The following is a 15,173-nucleotide window of genomic DNA, read 5'->3' on the forward strand; positions in this document are numbered from 1 at the left end:
CTCAGCCGTTGCTCACAGTGAACCCGGTCTCCTTCATGTCGGCCACCACGGCGTCCTGCGTGGCGACGAACGCGTCCCGCCAGGGTGTGCCGTTCTTGATGGCCTTGCCCAGCTCGTCCTCGAAGACCGACTTGGCGAGGTTCACGTTCGGGCCCCACGTCACCGGGACGGTGTCGGAGGAGATGTCCGCGGCGACGGAGTAGAAGTCGTCCTGCTGCGGCATGAGGCTCGGTGGGTCGTTGCTCTCCGCCATCTCCTGGCCCAGGTCCGAGGCCGGGTAGAGGCTCTGCGTGTCCAGGAGCAGGGTGCTGCCCTCCTCGCTGGCGTTGAGCCACTTGGCGAACTCGGCCGCCTCCTCAGGGTGCTCGCTGTCCTTCGTCACGACGAGGGCCGAACCGCCCTGGTAGGCGACCGCCTTGTCGCCGGGCGTCCACTGCGGCAGCGGCGCCATCGCCCAGTGGCCGGCGGTCTCGGGGGCGACGGACTCGATGACGCTCGGTGCCCACACGGCCGAGGGCCAGGACAGCATGGTGCCGTCGTTGAGCATCGCGTTGTACTCCGGGGTCAGCAGCGGCTCGGTCTGGATGAGCCCGTCGGTGGCGAGCTCCTCGAAGTAGTCGGCCACCTCGAGCGACGCCTCGTCGGCGATCCCGACCGTCCACTCGTCGCCGTCCACCGACCACCACTGACCGCCGGCCTGCGTTGCGACACCGGCGAAGAAGCCGAACTCCGTGGGCGGCAGGCTCGTGATGACGGCGTCCGGGTCGGCCTCCTGCACCGTGGCGGCCGCTGTGCGGAACTCCTCCCACGTGGTGGGCACGGGGACGCCGAGCTCCTCGAAACGGTCCTGCCGGTAGACGAACGCCATCGGGCCGACGTCCTGCGGCACGCCGAACACGGCGCCGTCGAAGGTGGTCTGCGCCCAGGTGCCCTCGGTGAAGACGTCCTGCACGTCGTCCACGTAGTCCGTGATCTCCTGCGGGACGTCGGCGACGATCAGCGAGGGCAGGGTCGTGTACTCGACGAGCGCGAGGTCGGGGGCGTTCCCGGCACGCGACGCCGTGAGCAGCTTGGCGGACGACTCGTCGCCACCGCCCGCGTCGGTCAGCTTCACCTGGATGTCCGGGTTCTCGCTGTTCCACTGGTCGACGACGCTCTTGCCTTCGGCCGTCCACGCCCAGAGCTCCAGGGTGACGGGGCCTCCGGTATCGCCGGCGGCGGCACCACAGCCGCTCAGGACGGCGACGCTGATGACGGCGGCCGCGGACGCCACAAGGGGTCGGATTCGCATGGGGTGTCTCCTTTGACTGGTGCGAGTCGGCGATCACGCGCCAACTGGACCAAAGCATGGCGGCGGGGGCATGCTTTGTCAACAAGCGAAACAAAGAGGGTTTACTCGCTGCGGGAGGCGACGCGACCCGTTCCATCCCGGTAGCCGGTTAGGATCCGGGGCTATAGGAGACGAGGTGCGGGATGTCGCGAACGCAGTCCGAGGTGCCATCGAGCGCGATGGAGTGGCCGGCGCTGGCCGACGCCGAGCGCGGAGTGCTGCGCGAGCTGCTCATCCACGGGCCGCTCCCCCGCGCCGAGATCGCACGCCGGCTCGGCGTCTCCCGCGCGAGCCTGACCCGGGTCACCCGAGCCCTCATGGACCACGGGCTCGTCGCCGAGGGCGACGTCGAGCTGCGCGGCGCGACCGGACGGCCCAGCGAGCTGCTCGTGGTGCGCCACGACGCGCGGCACTTCCTCGGGGTGAAGCTCACCGGCGACACCGTGTACGCCGTAGTCACCGACCTCGGCGCGCGCATCGTGGCGACCCACGAGGAACCCATCGGGTCGCGGGAACCGGACGCGGTGATCGACCAGATCGCCGCGATCCACGTCCGGTTCGCCGAGGCCTACGGCACGATCGTCGCCTGCGGTGTCGCCCTCGCGGGCGACCTCGCCGTCATGGACGGCCGCCAGATCGTCGCCAGCTCGGCGTTCCTGGGCTGGAAAGACGTGTACCTGGCCGAACGCCTGACGGACCGGCTGGGCATCCCCACCGGTGCGGAGAACGACGTGCGCGCGCTCACCGCGACCGAGCACTGGTTCGGCGCCGGAGCAGGCTGCAGCTCGCTCGCTCTCATCACCGTCGGCGCCGGCGTGGGCTTCGGCTTCGTCGTCGACAACCGGTTGGTCACCGGCCACCACGGGCGCGCGGGCCGGCTCGACCACCTGCCCGTCGACACCGCAGGCCCCGTCTGCGGCTCGGGACATCGCGGCTGCGTGAGCGCGCTGCTGCCGAACCAGGCGATCGTCGACGCGCTCCGGATCCCCGGCCTCGACTTCGCCGGCGTCGTGGAGCTCGCCCGCGACGGCCACGCCGGCGCCCGGCGCGCTTTCATCGACGCGGGACAGGCGCTCGGCGTGCTCATCGGCACCGTGGCGAACGCCCTCGACCCGGAGAAGATAGTGCTCGCCGGTGACGGGCTCGTCGTCATGGAGCTGGCCGGCCGCGAGGTGCACGCGATGATCGAGCGGGCGCTCGCCCCCGGCGTCCCCGCACCCGCCGTCGACGTGCAGCCGTTCGAGTTCGACGAGTGGGCCCGCGGCGGCGCCGTGCTGGGCATCCGCACGATGCTCCGTTTCTGAGCCCAGCACACCGCCTTTGTTCCATCGATTGACAAACGACCGTCTCCCCGAGCAGTCTGAGCGCCGGGGCACGACCGTCCCCGCACCGACATCGAAGGGGATGCCCCGTGGCCCGTCGCTCATCCGAACGTCCGACCACCCGCCGCGCTCCGAGCGCGTGGCCGACCACTGGCCTGAGCTACGGGGGCGACTACAACCCCGAGCAGTGGGCGCCCGAGGTGTGGCGCGAGGACGTCCGGCTCATGCGCGAGGCCGGCGTCAACATCGTCACGCTCGGCGTGTTCTCGTGGGGGCTGCTCGAACCACGCCAGGGCGAATATGACTGGGGCTGGTTCGACGAGGTCATCGGCCTGCTGCACGACTCCGGCATCGCGATCGACCTCGCCACCCCGACCGCGGCTCCGCCGAGCTGGCTGCTGCACGAGCACCCGGAGATCCTGCCCGTCGACGCCGACGGCGTGCGCGAGCAGCCCGGGGGCCGGCTCGGCTGGTGTGCGAGCTCGCCGGTGTTCCGCGAGCACGCGCTGCGGATCACCACCGCCCTGGCCGAGCGCTACGGCGACCACCCGGCCGTCCGGCTCTGGCACGTGAGCAACGAGCTCGGGGGCGGCAACGCGCGCTGCTACTGCGAGGTGACGGCGGCTCGGTTCCGCGAGTGGCTGCGCGCGGAGTACGGCACCGTCGAGGCGGTCAACGCCGCGTGGGGCACCGCGTTCTGGGGTCACACGTTCACCGACCTCGACCACATCGAGCCGCCCCGGCGCGAGCAGCACAAGGTGAACCCGGGGCTGTTCCTCGACTTCGAGCGCTTCTCCTCCGACGAGCTGCTGGGGCACTACCTCGCCGAGGCTGCGGTGCTCCGTGCGCACAGCGAAGCGCCCGTGACCACCAACTTCATGGTCGGCTCCGGCCGCCACGTCGTCGACTACTCCGACTGGGCGCGGCACGTCGACGTCGTGGCGAACGACCACTACACGATCGTGAACGACCCGGTCCGCGAGCAGGACCTCGCCTTCGCCGCCGACCGGATGCGCGGCCTGACCGCCGACCGCACGCCGTGGCTGCTCATGGAGCACTCGACCGGAGCGCCGAGCTGGCAGCAGCGCAACCGCGCGAAGGCGCCTGGCGAGATCCTCCGCAACGCGCTCGCGCACGTGGCCCGCGGCTCTGACGGCGCGATGTTCTTCCAGTGGCGGGCCTCCACCGCCGGAGCCGAGCAGTTCCACTCCGCGATGCTGCCCCATGCCGGCACCGAGAGCCGGGTATGGCGCGAGATCGTGCAGCTCGGTGACGCGCTGCGGCGGCTGCGGGGTGTCGCCGGCTCCCCGGTGGAGCCCGCGAAGGTCGCGCTGCTCGTCGACGAGGAGTCGGCCTGGGCGCTGCAGCAGGGCCTCAAGCCGCACCGCGCGCTGCGGTACACCCGTGAGACGCGGCTGTGGCACCGGGTGTTCTGGCAGCGGCAGGTGCTCGTCGACGTGCTTCCGGTCGACGCGGACCTCGACGGCTACGACCTCGTCGTCCTGCCCACGCTGTTCGTCGTCTCCGACGCCCAGGCGGCACGCATCGAGGCGTTCGTGCGCGACGGCGGCACGGCGCTGGTCACCTACCTCTCCGGTGTCGTGGACGGGACCGGCCGCGTGCGCGGCGGCGGCTACCCGGGCGCGTTCCGCGACCTGCTCGGGATCACCACCGAGGAGTTCCGCCCGCTGCAGGAGGGCGAGACGGTGCGCCTCTCCGACGGCGGCGAGGTCACCGACTGGACCGAGGACACGAACCTGCACGGCGCCGAGGCTGTCGTCGCCTACGCCGACGGGAACTCCGCCGGCCGCGCCGCGGTCGCCCGTCACGCGGTCGGTGAGGGGGCCGCCTGGTACGTGGCGGCCCAGCTGCCGCTCGGCTCCGCCGAGCGCATCGCCGACCGTCTCATCGACGAGCTCGGTCTGCCTCGCGCGGTCGAGGCGAGCAGCGGCATCGAGGCGGTCCGACGGCGGACGCCGGACGGCGACGTGCTGTTCCTCGTCAACCACTCTGATGCCGACGAGACGGTAGCCGTCTCGGGGCAGTCACTGCTCGACGACGCATCGTTCGACGGCAAGGCGGTCGTGCCCGCCGGCGGCGTCGTCGTCCTCCGCGAAGGCGCGGCCGAGTGACCCTCGAAGCCACCGATCCGACCACCACAACGCCGGCGTCCGCCGAGGCCTCGGTCCGTGTGCTGCGTGCGGCCGGCGTCGCCGTCGTGGTCGCGGTGCCGGAGGACGGCCTGCCGGAGGTGGTGCACTGGGGCCGCGACATCGGCCCGCTGGACGACGCCACCGCGCGGCACCTGCTGCGTGCGGTGGCGCGTCCGCCGTCGCCCAGCGCGCTCGACACGCCCTGGCCGCTCACGCTGCTGCCGGGCGAGCATGACGGGTGGGAGGGTCGCCCGGGCCTCGCCGGCCATGTCGGACGGCGCGCGCTGCTGCCGCGCTGGCGTCGCACCACCACTGCCACCACCGACAGCGCCAACGGCGACGAGCGGCACCTGCGGATCACTGGCGAGGCGGACGGGCTGAGCGTCGTCATCGAGCTCACCCTCGACCCGTCAGGGGTGCTGAAGGTCGAGCACGAGCTGCACAACACGTCCGCCGAGCCGGTCGACCTCGCGATCCTCGAGGCGACGATGCCGGTCGGCGACCTCGCCGCGGAGGTGCTCGACTTCTCCGGCCGCTGGACGCGTGAGCGCGCACCCCAGCGCCGTCCGCTCGTCCAGGGCAGCCACGCGCGCGAGTCGCGCCGCGGCCGCACAGGGCACGACTCTCCCCTGGTGCTCGCGCTCGGGACCGAAGGGTTCGGCGACACCCACGGCGAGCTGTGGGCGGTCCACCTCGCGTGGAGCGGCGACTCCGTCCATCGCGTCGACGCGTTGCCCGAGAGCCGCACGGTGCTGGGCGCGGGTCCGCTCCTGCGCCCGGGAGAGATCACCGTCGAGCCGGGAGGCTCGTTCCGCACGCCCGCCGCGATGTTCGTGTGGAGCGACCAGGGTCTCGACGGCATCGGGCGGCGCTTCCACCAGTTCGTGCGCAGCCGGCCGCAGCACCCGCGCCGCCCGCGGCCGGTCACGCTCAACACCTGGGAGGCCGTCTACTTCGACCATGACCTGGGCAAGCTCCAGCAGCTCGCCCGCCTCGCGGCGGACATCGGTGTGGAGCGGTTCGTGCTCGACGACGGCTGGTTCCTCGGCCGCCGTGACGACACGACCAGCCTCGGGGACTGGCAGGTGGACCCCGAGCCGTGGCCGGACGGGTTGCATCCGCTCGTCGAGCTCGTGCGCGGACTGGGCATGGAGTTCGGGCTGTGGCTCGAGCCCGAGATGGTCAACCTCGACTCGCGGCTCGCGCGCGAGCATCCCGACTGGCTGCTGCAGCCGGTCGAGAACCAGGTCCGCACCTGGCGCAACCAGTTCGTGCTGGACGTGTCGCGGCCGGAGGTGTTCGACCACCTGCTGGGGGCGATCTCGGCGCTCGTGGCCGAGTACCGCCTCGACTACATCAAGTGGGACCAGAACCGTGACCTCATCGAGGCCGTCAGCGCCGGGCGGGCGAACGTGCATCGCCACACCGAGGCGGTCTACCGGCTGCTCGCAGCGCTCAAGGCGCGGCATCCAGGGCTGGAGATCGAGTCGTGCGCGTCGGGCGGGGCCCGCGTGGACCTCGGCATCCTCGAGCACACGGACCGTGTGTGGGCCTCCGACACGAACGACCCGGTCGAGCGGCTCGCCATCCAGCGCTGGACCGAGCTGCTCCTGCCACCGGAGCTCATCGGCGCTCACGTCGGCCCACCCGTTGCGCACACCACCAAGCGGGCGACAGGGCTCGACTTCCGGATCGCCGTGGCGATGTTCGGCCACTTCGGCATTGAGTGGGACATCACCGCGTGCACGCCGGACGAGCTCGAACAGCTGCGCGGCGGCATCGCGGCGTACAAGCGGCTACGGCCGCTGCTGCACTCGGGCACCGTGCACCATCCGCCCACCGGCGACGCGGGTACGAGCGCGACGGTCGTCGTCGCGCCCGACGAGGGCGTGGGGGTGGTGAGCCTGGCCCGGTCGGCGAGCGGCGTCCGCGCGCTGCCGACGCTGCTCCGCATCCCCGGGCTGACGGCGGAACGCCACTACCGCGTGACTGCGCCATTTCCCGCGGCTCTCCCGCGCGCCGTTCCCCCGCTGTTCACAGATGCGGACAGTCCCGCTGAGGTGACCGGTTCGGCGCTCGATGCGGTCGGGCTGCGGCTTCCGCTGCTCCACCCTGCGCGCGCCGTCATCATCGAGCTCGACGCGCTCGACTGAGTACGACTGAGTACGACAAAGGCTGCTGGCCTGGCCTCTCACCAGGCCAGCAGCCTTCACCAGCGAGCAGCCACACGTGCGGAGCAACACCTTCAGTTGCGCAACAGGACGCGGTAGTCGCTCGCGAGGAGCGCGTTGGATGCTCGGCCGCGCTGGTGCGTAGCCGTGCCCGTGGGATAGCGGGGCACCAGACCACAGACACAGCCGAGGACACGGCGGCAGGGTCCGCACCGGCGAGGTTCCAACACGGCGTCGCGCACGTGCCAGAACCTCGCCGACTGACCAGCGGAAGAGGCCAGCGTGTCAGAGGTCGGTGACGAGCGGGTCCAGTCGCTCTCTGCTTCCGGCATAGCGGCCCACGCCGCCCCGGTGAAACCCGGTGAGACTCGTCCTTACCTGCGACTCGACCACCTCTGACGCATCTTCGACCGGACACCCCAGGCAGATGTGACGCACGGTCGTAGCCACCACGATGTGGCGAGACTGTCCGCGAGCGAAGACCTGGCAATCGTCGCCGCAGCAGCTACCCGTATCCCGAGAGCACGCATCCACTGCCTTGAGCAGTGCGGGTTTTCCGTCGACCGCGAGCCGGGGTCGCAGCAGGTGCGCCGGCCGCCTATCGCAAGCGCGAATTGTCAGAGTCTCCTCGTGGCCCGCTCATAGGTGGCAAGCGCAGCCCGTCCAGCAAGAGCGTGATGACACCGTCTGCCTCCGCCCGCCAACCCGGGCGGTGGTCATGGGCCGCACCAATGCCATGCAGCGCCATCATGATGGCGCCGCCTTCCACGTCGTCGCGGACAACGCCGTCTCGCACGGCGCCGGCCACCAGGTCGCCGACAGCCTGCTCCAGTGCCCGGCCACCCTCGGCGAGCGCACCCGAGCGGGTGGCCATGAGCGTGGCCAGCGTCCGGGCGAGGCCCTGGTTGGCGTCCATGTGGTCGACCACGCCTCGCAGGAAGACCGCCAGAGCCTCCTCCGCGGGCAGCGTGGCCCGCAGCTCGTACGCACGGGCGCTCAGCGTGGCGACCTCCTCGTGGTAGACCGCCTCGGCCAGCGCCTCCCGGGTGGGGAAATGGCGGTACAGCGTGCCGGTACCCACACCGGCCAGGCGGGCGAAGTCGTCGAAGCGCAGGTCGAAGAAGTCTCCGGCGTCGAGGACCTCCCGGGCCGTGGCGAGCAGGGCCTCACGGTTGCGCTGGGCGTCGGCACGCAGCGGCTTGGTGGCGTTCATGCGATACCTCCCACTGACAGATGGAGATCATCTCCATATTTTGAAGTGGAGATGATCTCCAGTTTTAGCCTAGCCCATCGAGGTACAGCATGAAGATCCTGATGTTCGGACGAGGCGTGAACGCCACCGTGAACGGCTGGACTCTGGAACGTGCCGGGCATGACGTCGAGTTCTACGTGCGGCCGGGCCGCGCGGCGGAGTACGGCGAAACGATCGACCTTGATCTGCTCGACACGCGGCGGCGGGTACGGGGAGAATCCGTGGTCGAGAAGTGGCCGGTGCGCTACCGCGAGGAGTTGGCGCCGGACCACGACTTCGACCTCATCGTGCTGAGCGTGCCCCCATGAGCTCCCTGACCTCCGAGCTCGGCAGCTCGTCACCCGAGGCGCGCCTCATCGTCATGGATCTGTACGACCGGTGGGAAGGCGCTCTGATTGCGGGTGTTCAGGCGCTGGTCACCAGCGATGCCACCCTCGCTGCCCGGCCGGTGCGCGACACGGCGCGCAGCATCCTCACCGCGATCCAGGGCGGTGTCGTCATGCTCCGCGCGACGCGACGCGTGGCCTACCTCGAGACGGCGCTGGACATGGCACTGGAGCCTCTGCTCGGCACGCGGGCGGACGTCGGGTGAACGGCCGCGTGCACCGTCATGCCCGGCGCAGGTAGTCGATCAGCAGGTCGAGCATCGACGTGAGCTGATCGGTGCTGCCAGTCGCGCGCAGCACCTGCACACCGCCCTGGATCCCGGCCACGAAGGCCCCGGCCACCCGGTCGGCGTCAACGTCGGCACTGACCAGTCCGTCGCCCTGCATGGTGAGGACACCGGACCGGACCCGCTGCTGCCACTGCCCCAGCAGCTCGCTCACCACGTCGGCGGCTCCCGGCGTGCTCGATACCTGGTCCATGAGCGCGCCGAGCGGGCAGAGCCGGCCCTGTGCGCGGTACCGCGCGAGGAGGGCATCGCGCCACGCCTGCCATGACTCCCAGGTGTCAAGCCTGCTCAGGTACGGCTCCTGGTCGATCAGCACACGGTCTGCCTCGTGCTGGGCGACGGCGAGCAGCAGTTCCTCCTTGCCGTCGGGGAAATAGTGGAAGAGCTGCCCCTTGCTGGTGCTGGTCACCGCCCGGATGTCGTCCAGCGTGACGGCGCCGGCGTCGTTGCCGCGCAGGTACTCGGCGGTCCCGACGATGATGCGCTGCCGGGTCGCCTGTCCCTTCGGCGTGAGCTTCACGGTACGACCCTACGAACAATGTTCTGGACTTGCTAGTCCAAAATGGGGCTCGTAGCGTCTCTCGCTTGACTCAGCGGTGAACGTCCGCGAGCGGCGGCGCGCCGAGACCTTCGGCGAGCTCGTCCTTGTCCAGCGCGTAGGTCTTGCCTCCAAGCCCTGCGCCATGACTGATCGCGGCGGCAATGTTCCTGCGGAGCGCCGTCACACACCGGCCGGACCTGGACGTCGCCCGGAAGTGGTGCGTGACAGCCAGATCTCAGCCGGCCGTCGGCTCACTGGATCTATGCGTGCATTCTGGCGAGGCCCGCGTCAGTGTCCCTCGCGCCGGTGACACCGGCTCGAGCGACGGCTCCGTTCAGCTCTGCGAGCATGTCCGCGCTCAGCACGAGGTCCGCAGCGGCCGCGTTCTCCGCCAGCCGGCGACGGTGGCGGGTGCCGGGAATTGGAACAGCTCCCATTGCCTGGACCCAGGCGATGGCAGCCTGCCCGGGGGTGGCACCGAGCCGGGCCGCGATCTCACGTACCCGTTCCACGACCTCGAGGTTCGCGGCGATGGCGTCCGGTTGGAACCGCGGCAGTCCGCGGCGTGCGTCGCCGTCGGCCAGGTCGGAGATCCGTGTGATCTGACCGGTGAGAAATCCCCTGCCGAGGGGTGAGAACGCAACGAGGCCGATTCCGAGCTCGTCCAAGGTGTCTTGAACTCCGTTGTGCAGCACATCGGGGGTGAAGAGCGAGAGCTCGGACTGGACGGCGGTCAGGGGATGTACCGCATGCGCTCGTCGGATGGTCTCCGAGGAGACCTCCGACAGGCCGATGTGTCGCACCAAGCCATCCTTGACCAGCTCGGCCATGCCTCCGACGGTCTCCTCGATGGGGACCGCAGGGTCTACGCGGTGTAGGTAGTAGAGGTCGATGACGTCGGTGCCGAGGTGGCGCAGGGACCGCTCTGCTGCGCGGCGCGCGTATTCGGGTCGTCCGTTGAGACCGTGGGGGTGCCCCTCGTCGTCGAACTCGGTGGCGAACTTGGTGGCGATGATGGCTTCTGACCTGCGGGACCCCAGGGCCCGACCGATGACCTCCTCGTTACGGAACGGACCGTAGGCCTCAGCCGTGTCGATCAGTGTGATGCCCAGATCGAGCGCTCCGCGGATGGTCGCCGCGGCCTCGTTCTGGTCGGACGGGCCGTAGAAGGCGCTCATCCCCATCGCACCCAAGCCCTGCACGGGGACCGTAAGGGCGTTGCCCAGGGTTCGCGTCTTCAACGGTTGCTCCTGTCCTGTTCGATCATGGCAAGGAAGCGGTGCAGCTGGCGCGGCATGTCCCCGGGTTTGCGTGCTGTCAGGAACTGGCCGTCCTCGACCGTGCTCTCGTCGACGTAGATGCCGCCGGCCTGGCTGATCTCGGGCGCCACGTCGCGCCATGCCGTCATCCGGCGCCCCTGGGCCAGGCCGGCGCTGATCAGGACCTGCGGACCGTGGCACAGCGCGCCTACCGGGCGTCCCGTCTGGGCGAACGATCGGACGAAGGAGAGTGCCTGCGGGTCCTGGCGAAGTGCCGCGGGTGCGAGGCCGCCGGGGATGAAGAGGGCGTCATAGTCGCCGGCGTGGGCGCCTTCGATCGGGCTGGTGCCGGTGCGCAGTGGCAGGCCGCGGTATCCGGTGAACCCCTGGCCGTCGGCGGTGAGTACGTCGACGTCATAGCCCTGTTCGGTGAACCGGTAGTAGGGGTAGAAGAACTCGGTGTCCTCGACCTGGTCGCCGGTGAGGATGGCGATCCGGCCGGCGCTCGGGATGTCAGGGCGCAGCGCTGCGCGGTTGTCTTCGATGACGGCGGGGACCGTTGTGGTCTCCACGGCGCTCGGAACAGTCATCTCTTCGTAGCTTTCTGACCTGGGCAGCCCTTGGATCGGCTGCGACAGACGAGACAACGTTCGATCAGCGTCGAACTATTCCCTCGACGGCCACTGCGGCGAGAACGCCGTCGATCAGCCCTGGCCATCGGGCGTCCAGGTCCGTCCGTCGCAGCTCGACCGCGTGCTCCCTGCCTGTCACATGGGTCCGCGTCACCCCCGCCTCGCGGAGCGTCTTGAAATGGTGCGACAGCGTCGACTTGCTGACCTGCACGCCATATTCCGTCACGGTGCACGAGTGCGTCGCGCCGTCCGAGAGCCTCCGGAGGATGACCAGACGCACAGGGTCCGCGAGCGCCTTGAGCACGGCGACGAGGTCGAGCGTCTCCGCTGCCGGTTCCGGAAATCGATCACCTCCGGCGTTATAGTTCGTCATGTGTCGAACATACCTCGTCGGGTGAGTGCCCGGAAGTGCCGAGAGTTGCCGGAAGGTGCAGGCGCGAGCAGACGATGATCGGACGCGAGGACGAGCTGGCGGAGCTTCTCGGGGCACTGGACTCTCTTGGGCCAGGAGGTCAGGTGGTCGTCGTGGAGGGCGAGCCGGGCATCGGGAAGACGACGCTTGTCGACGGGCTCGCGTCGCTGGCGACAGAACGCGGTCTCCAGGTGATCCGTTGCGCGGGTAGTGAGGGTCAGCTCGACGTCGGGTTCGCCGCCGTACACGAGCTGCTGCACCCCTTGCTGGGCGCCGCGTCGAATCTCCCGGCACGTCATCGGCATGCGCTCCTGACCGCTTTCGGCGAGCTGGACGGGGGGCAGCCGGATCCGCTCCTGATCAACCTGGCGGCACTCGGCCTGCTCGAGGATGCAGCGAGCTCACGACCGCTGGTGGTGGTCGTCGAGGACCTGCACTGGGTCGACCGGTCGAGCATCGTCGTACTGGACTTCGTGGCGCGCCGGCTGGGCAACGCGCCCATCTTGATGGTGGCGACCCTGCGGCCCGCGGTCGGGGGCCTTACGACTCTCCCGTCCGCCGGCTCGGCCCTCCGGCTGGAACCGCTCGATGACGCGCGGGCCGCAGATCTGGTTGCCCACTTCCGCCCTCTCCTCCCGGACCGGCTGCGTGAGCGGGTCGTCGCCGAGGCCGCCGGCAACCCGCTGGCAATCCGGGAGTTCTCCACCGTCCTGGCGGGCAAGGACGCGGACCGGATTCTGCTGCCTGCGCGCCTGCCGACCAGCCGCCGCCTCGAGCAGTCGTTCCTCGGGGACTTCGCCTCCCTGCCCGACGCCAGTCGTCAGTTGCTGCTTCTCGCGTCGGCAGACGATGCCCGGGCCTCGCTGCCCGAGCTGCTGCTCGCCGGCCGGGATCTGGGCATCACCGTGGACGACCTGGGCCCGATCGAGCACAGCAGGCTCGTCAGCGTTCATCGCGACCATGTGGTCTTCGGGCACCCGCTGGTGCGTTCCGCCGTCTACGGTGCGGCCTCGACCAGCGAGCGGGCCGCCGCTCACCGTCGGCTCGCGGCCGTCTCCGGTGACCCGGTTCGGGCGGTGTCGCACCGTGCCGCGGCAACCCTGACGAAGGACGAGGCAGTCGCCGCCGAGCTGGCGGCCATGGCCGACACTGCGCGGCTGCGCGGAGCGCTTCCCGAGGCGGTCGCTGCCCTGCGCCGCGCGGCAGTGCTCTCGCCTGCACCGGCCGATCGCATCCACCGCCTGGCGGTCGCGGCAGAGTACGCACGGGAGGCAGGCGCAGCGGCAGAGGCCCGAGACATCCTGGACGAGATCCTGCCCGTCGCCGAGTCCGCGGCCGACATCAATCTCCTGGTCACCACCGAGACCATGCTCGCCATGACCGACGGCATGCCTGCGCGCGGCCTGGACGAGCTGCTGGTGGTCGCCGCCGGTCTCCAGGCGCCGTCCCGGGCCGAGACCCTGATGCTGCGCACCCGCGCTCTGGGGTCGGTCGTGGCCCGCGCCTGGACGATGGGGGCCGACGACGAGCTGGTCGAACGGATCCGTGAGAGCGCCCGGCAGCTGGTGGCCGCCGAGGACGGCTTGTTGCAACGCATCGTGCTCACGCTGGCCGATCCGGTGTCCCAGGCACCGACGATCCGACCGCAGCTCGCGCAGGTCTACGACGGGATCAAGGAGGCAGCCCTGGTCGACGGCAGGGAGCGCGATCCGGGCACCAGTCAGTACCTGGCCTTCATGCAGCGGGTCGCGGAGAGCGTGCACGACCTGGTCACCGCCCGGCGGGCGGCGGACGACTACCTGACCTTCAACCAGGATGCGGGCACGGCCTCCGACGAGGCGACAGCGCTCCAGGCACGCTCGATGATCCTGCTGCTCGCCGGCGAGCTCGCCGGAGCCCTGGCCGACTGCGAGCAGTCGATCCGGCTCAGCGAGATGACCGGCTCGCCGCGGACCGCCGCGGCATCAGCAGCGGTGGCGGCCCTCGTGCACGCACTACGTGGCGCGTCCACCGAAGCGCTGCACCGGGTGCGGGACGCCGACGAGCTGAGCGGGCGCCACGAGCACGCGCTCATCAGCACCCGCGCGCGCTGGGCGGCCGGTCTCGTCGCGATGGGCGAGGGCCGCTACTCCGATGCGTGGCTGGAGCTGAGCAGAGTCTCCAGCCATCCGTCGACGGCGTTGTGGGCTCTCGCCGACCGGGTGGAGGCGGGGGTTCGCACCGGCAGGACCGATGCAGTCCGCGTGCTCGTCGCGCAGGCCGAGGAACAGGCCGAAGCGCTCGGTGCGCCGTTCGTCTGGGCGATCGTGCACAGAGCCCGGGCCATCCTTGCCGAGGGCACTGACGCCGAGGAGCACTATCTGCGGTCGATCGAGGAGGCCCGCCGTGCGCAGGCTCCCTTCGAGGCGGCGCGGTCGCAGCTTGCTCTCGGCGAGTGGTTACGCCGTCGCCGTCGCATCGTCGACGCACGCGTACACCTGAAGGCGGCGCTGAGCGAGTTCGAACAAGTCGGTGCCGTCGGGCTCGTCGACCGGACTGCGGCGGAGCTCCGGGCCGCCGGAAGCAAACGGGCACCTTCGCCAGCGTCGAAGAACGCGCCGGACGTGGCCGGCAATCTGACACCGCAGGAGCTGCAGATCGCACAGCTCGCGGCGTCAGGGCTGTCCAACAAAGAGATCGCCGACCAGGTCTACCTGTCGCATCGCACAGTCGGAGCCCACCTCTACCGAGCCTTCCCGAAGCTGGGTGTCACCACCCGGGCACAGCTCGCCTACCTGTTTCGACCGGACGCCGCCCACGAGACCGCCTAGGCCCCTACGGTCAACGCACAGTCGAACGTGGCGTCGCGCGTAGGGCAGGGACCTGAGGCTGGCGAACGCCTACAGGCTGCCGACGCCGTCCTGCACCGATCTGCCCCAGGCCGCGCCCTCGTCGTGCGTTCCGGCGAAGTCTGGGTCCACGTAGATATGGAGCCGCTTGATGAAGTCACCCTGGAACTCGAACACGTTGCAGAACAGTCCGAAGGAAGTGACACCATCAGGGAAGTCCACGCCCGAACGCGTCGTTCCGTTTTCCGCGCCCTCAACGACCACGTAGTTTCCGGATGACAGCACGGTGAAGCCCTCGATCTCGTGCTGGAGTGTCGCAATTCCCAGGTTGAGGCCCTGCGCGAACGCTCCGATCTGCGCCCTCCCACGAGCGAACCCGAACTTGGGGTAGAACATCTGAGCGTCCTGCGTGAAGAGGTCGATGACCGTGGGGTCGCCCGCGTCCACCCTGCGGAAGTAGTCGATGGCGATTTCTTCGCGACGCTTTCCGGTATCGCCGATAGTGGACACTTGTGCTCCTTGTGGGTGGATGGTGCATGGTCTTGACTGACGCGTCCATAACTCTGGTCGCGCTCCCGACATTCCAGTCGCGCGGCCATG

14 protein-coding genes are annotated in these 15,173 nt (G+C 70.1%); 6 read left to right on the plus strand and 8 right to left on the minus strand.

Features of this window, described 5'->3' with window-relative positions:
• Position 1: 1 nt before the first annotated feature.
• Positions 2-1,291 carry a sugar ABC transporter substrate-binding protein gene (locus AB0I32_RS16080; RefSeq protein WP_357507665.1) on the minus strand — a complete coding sequence of 430 codons (1,290 nt, stop codon included), beginning with the start codon at positions 1,289-1,291 and terminating at the stop codon, positions 2-4.
• Between the two features lie 182 nt (positions 1,292-1,473).
• On the opposite strand from AB0I32_RS16080, the gene AB0I32_RS16085 reads away from it, so the two are divergent.
• From AB0I32_RS16085 to AB0I32_RS16095, 3 genes are all read left to right on the plus strand, one after another.
• Positions 1,474-2,634 (plus strand): ROK family transcriptional regulator, encoded by a 1,161-nt coding sequence (locus AB0I32_RS16085; RefSeq protein ID WP_357507667.1) that lies wholly within the window; start codon positions 1,474-1,476, stop codon positions 2,632-2,634.
• A 107-nt stretch (positions 2,635-2,741) separates the two neighbouring features.
• Positions 2,742-4,784 carry a beta-galactosidase gene (locus AB0I32_RS16090; RefSeq protein ID WP_357507669.1) on the plus strand — a complete coding sequence of 681 codons (2,043 nt, stop codon included), beginning with the start codon at positions 2,742-2,744 and terminating at the stop codon, positions 4,782-4,784.
• Positions 4,781-6,958: an alpha-galactosidase gene (locus AB0I32_RS16095; RefSeq protein ID WP_357507670.1), complete on the plus strand. Its 2,178-nt coding sequence runs from the start codon at positions 4,781-4,783 to the stop codon at positions 6,956-6,958. The genes AB0I32_RS16090 and AB0I32_RS16095 overlap by 4 nt, the downstream gene beginning before the upstream one ends.
• A gap of 616 nt (positions 6,959-7,574) precedes the next feature.
• On the opposite strand, the gene AB0I32_RS16100 is transcribed toward AB0I32_RS16095, so the two are convergent.
• Positions 7,575-8,189, minus strand: a complete 615-nt coding sequence (locus AB0I32_RS16100) for a TetR/AcrR family transcriptional regulator (protein ID WP_357507672.1) — start codon at positions 8,187-8,189, stop codon at positions 7,575-7,577.
• An 89-nt stretch (positions 8,190-8,278) separates the two neighbouring features.
• Between AB0I32_RS16100 and AB0I32_RS16105 the strand changes: the two genes are divergently transcribed.
• The gene (locus AB0I32_RS16105; RefSeq protein ID WP_357507674.1) at positions 8,279-8,536 is read left to right on the plus strand and encodes a hypothetical protein; all 258 of its coding nucleotides are present in this window, start codon (positions 8,279-8,281) and stop codon (positions 8,534-8,536) included.
• Positions 8,533-8,820: a hypothetical protein gene (locus AB0I32_RS16110; protein ID WP_357507676.1), complete on the plus strand. Its 288-nt coding sequence runs from the start codon at positions 8,533-8,535 to the stop codon at positions 8,818-8,820. Before AB0I32_RS16105 ends, AB0I32_RS16110 begins: the two co-directional genes overlap by 4 nt.
• A gap of 16 nt (positions 8,821-8,836) precedes the next feature.
• On the opposite strand, the gene AB0I32_RS16115 is transcribed toward AB0I32_RS16110, so the two are convergent.
• From AB0I32_RS16115 to AB0I32_RS16135, 5 genes are all read right to left on the minus strand, one after another.
• Positions 8,837-9,421 (minus strand): TetR/AcrR family transcriptional regulator, encoded by a 585-nt coding sequence (locus AB0I32_RS16115; protein WP_357507678.1) that lies wholly within the window; start codon positions 9,419-9,421, stop codon positions 8,837-8,839.
• Between the two features lie 70 nt (positions 9,422-9,491).
• Complete coding sequence (locus AB0I32_RS16120; protein WP_357507680.1) at positions 9,492-9,626, minus strand: hypothetical protein; 135 nt, start codon at positions 9,624-9,626, stop codon at positions 9,492-9,494.
• Positions 9,627-9,702: 76 nt separating this feature from the next.
• Positions 9,703-10,683: an aldo/keto reductase gene (locus AB0I32_RS16125; protein WP_357507681.1), complete on the minus strand. Its 981-nt coding sequence runs from the start codon at positions 10,681-10,683 to the stop codon at positions 9,703-9,705.
• Positions 10,680-11,291, minus strand: coding sequence for a type 1 glutamine amidotransferase domain-containing protein (locus tag AB0I32_RS16130; RefSeq protein ID WP_357507683.1), 612 nt, complete (start codon positions 11,289-11,291; stop codon positions 10,680-10,682). Before AB0I32_RS16130 ends, AB0I32_RS16125 begins: the two co-directional genes overlap by 4 nt.
• A gap of 64 nt (positions 11,292-11,355) precedes the next feature.
• Positions 11,356-11,706 carry a helix-turn-helix domain-containing protein gene (locus AB0I32_RS16135; RefSeq protein ID WP_357507685.1) on the minus strand — a complete coding sequence of 117 codons (351 nt, stop codon included), beginning with the start codon at positions 11,704-11,706 and terminating at the stop codon, positions 11,356-11,358.
• Positions 11,707-11,780: 74 nt separating this feature from the next.
• On the opposite strand from AB0I32_RS16135, the gene AB0I32_RS16140 reads away from it, so the two are divergent.
• The gene (locus AB0I32_RS16140) at positions 11,781-14,555 is read left to right on the plus strand and encodes an AAA family ATPase (protein ID WP_357507687.1); all 2,775 of its coding nucleotides are present in this window, start codon (positions 11,781-11,783) and stop codon (positions 14,553-14,555) included.
• A gap of 69 nt (positions 14,556-14,624) precedes the next feature.
• Here the strand turns inward: AB0I32_RS16140 and AB0I32_RS16145 are convergent, their stop codons facing one another.
• On the minus strand, positions 14,625-15,083 hold the full coding sequence (locus AB0I32_RS16145) for a nuclear transport factor 2 family protein (RefSeq protein WP_357507689.1): 459 nt from the start codon (positions 15,081-15,083) through the stop codon (positions 14,625-14,627).
• Positions 15,084-15,173 lie beyond the last annotated feature (90 nt).

The sequence above is a fragment of the Promicromonospora sp. NPDC050249 genome, from assembly GCF_040656015.1.
Classification (GTDB): domain Bacteria; phylum Actinomycetota; class Actinomycetes; order Actinomycetales; family Cellulomonadaceae; genus Promicromonospora.

Coding starts and splice junctions, on each gene's coding strand:
- AB0I32_RS16080 (WP_357507665.1), bottom strand. CDS start 1,291: ATGCGAATCCGACCCCTTGTGGCGTCCGCGGCCGCCGTCATCAGCGTC.
- AB0I32_RS16085 (WP_357507667.1), top strand. CDS start 1,474: ATGTCGCGAACGCAGTCCGAGGTGCCATCGAGCGCGATGGAGTGGCCG.
- AB0I32_RS16100 (WP_357507672.1), bottom strand. CDS start 8,189: ATGAACGCCACCAAGCCGCTGCGTGCCGACGCCCAGCGCAACCGTGAG.
- AB0I32_RS16105 (WP_357507674.1), top strand. CDS start 8,279: ATGAAGATCCTGATGTTCGGACGAGGCGTGAACGCCACCGTGAACGGC.
- AB0I32_RS16110 (WP_357507676.1), top strand. CDS start 8,533: ATGAGCTCCCTGACCTCCGAGCTCGGCAGCTCGTCACCCGAGGCGCGC.
- AB0I32_RS16130 (WP_357507683.1), bottom strand. CDS start 11,291: ATGACTGTTCCGAGCGCCGTGGAGACCACAACGGTCCCCGCCGTCATC.
- AB0I32_RS16135 (WP_357507685.1), bottom strand. CDS start 11,706: ATGACGAACTATAACGCCGGAGGTGATCGATTTCCGGAACCGGCAGCG.
- AB0I32_RS16140 (WP_357507687.1), top strand. CDS start 11,781: ATGATCGGACGCGAGGACGAGCTGGCGGAGCTTCTCGGGGCACTGGAC.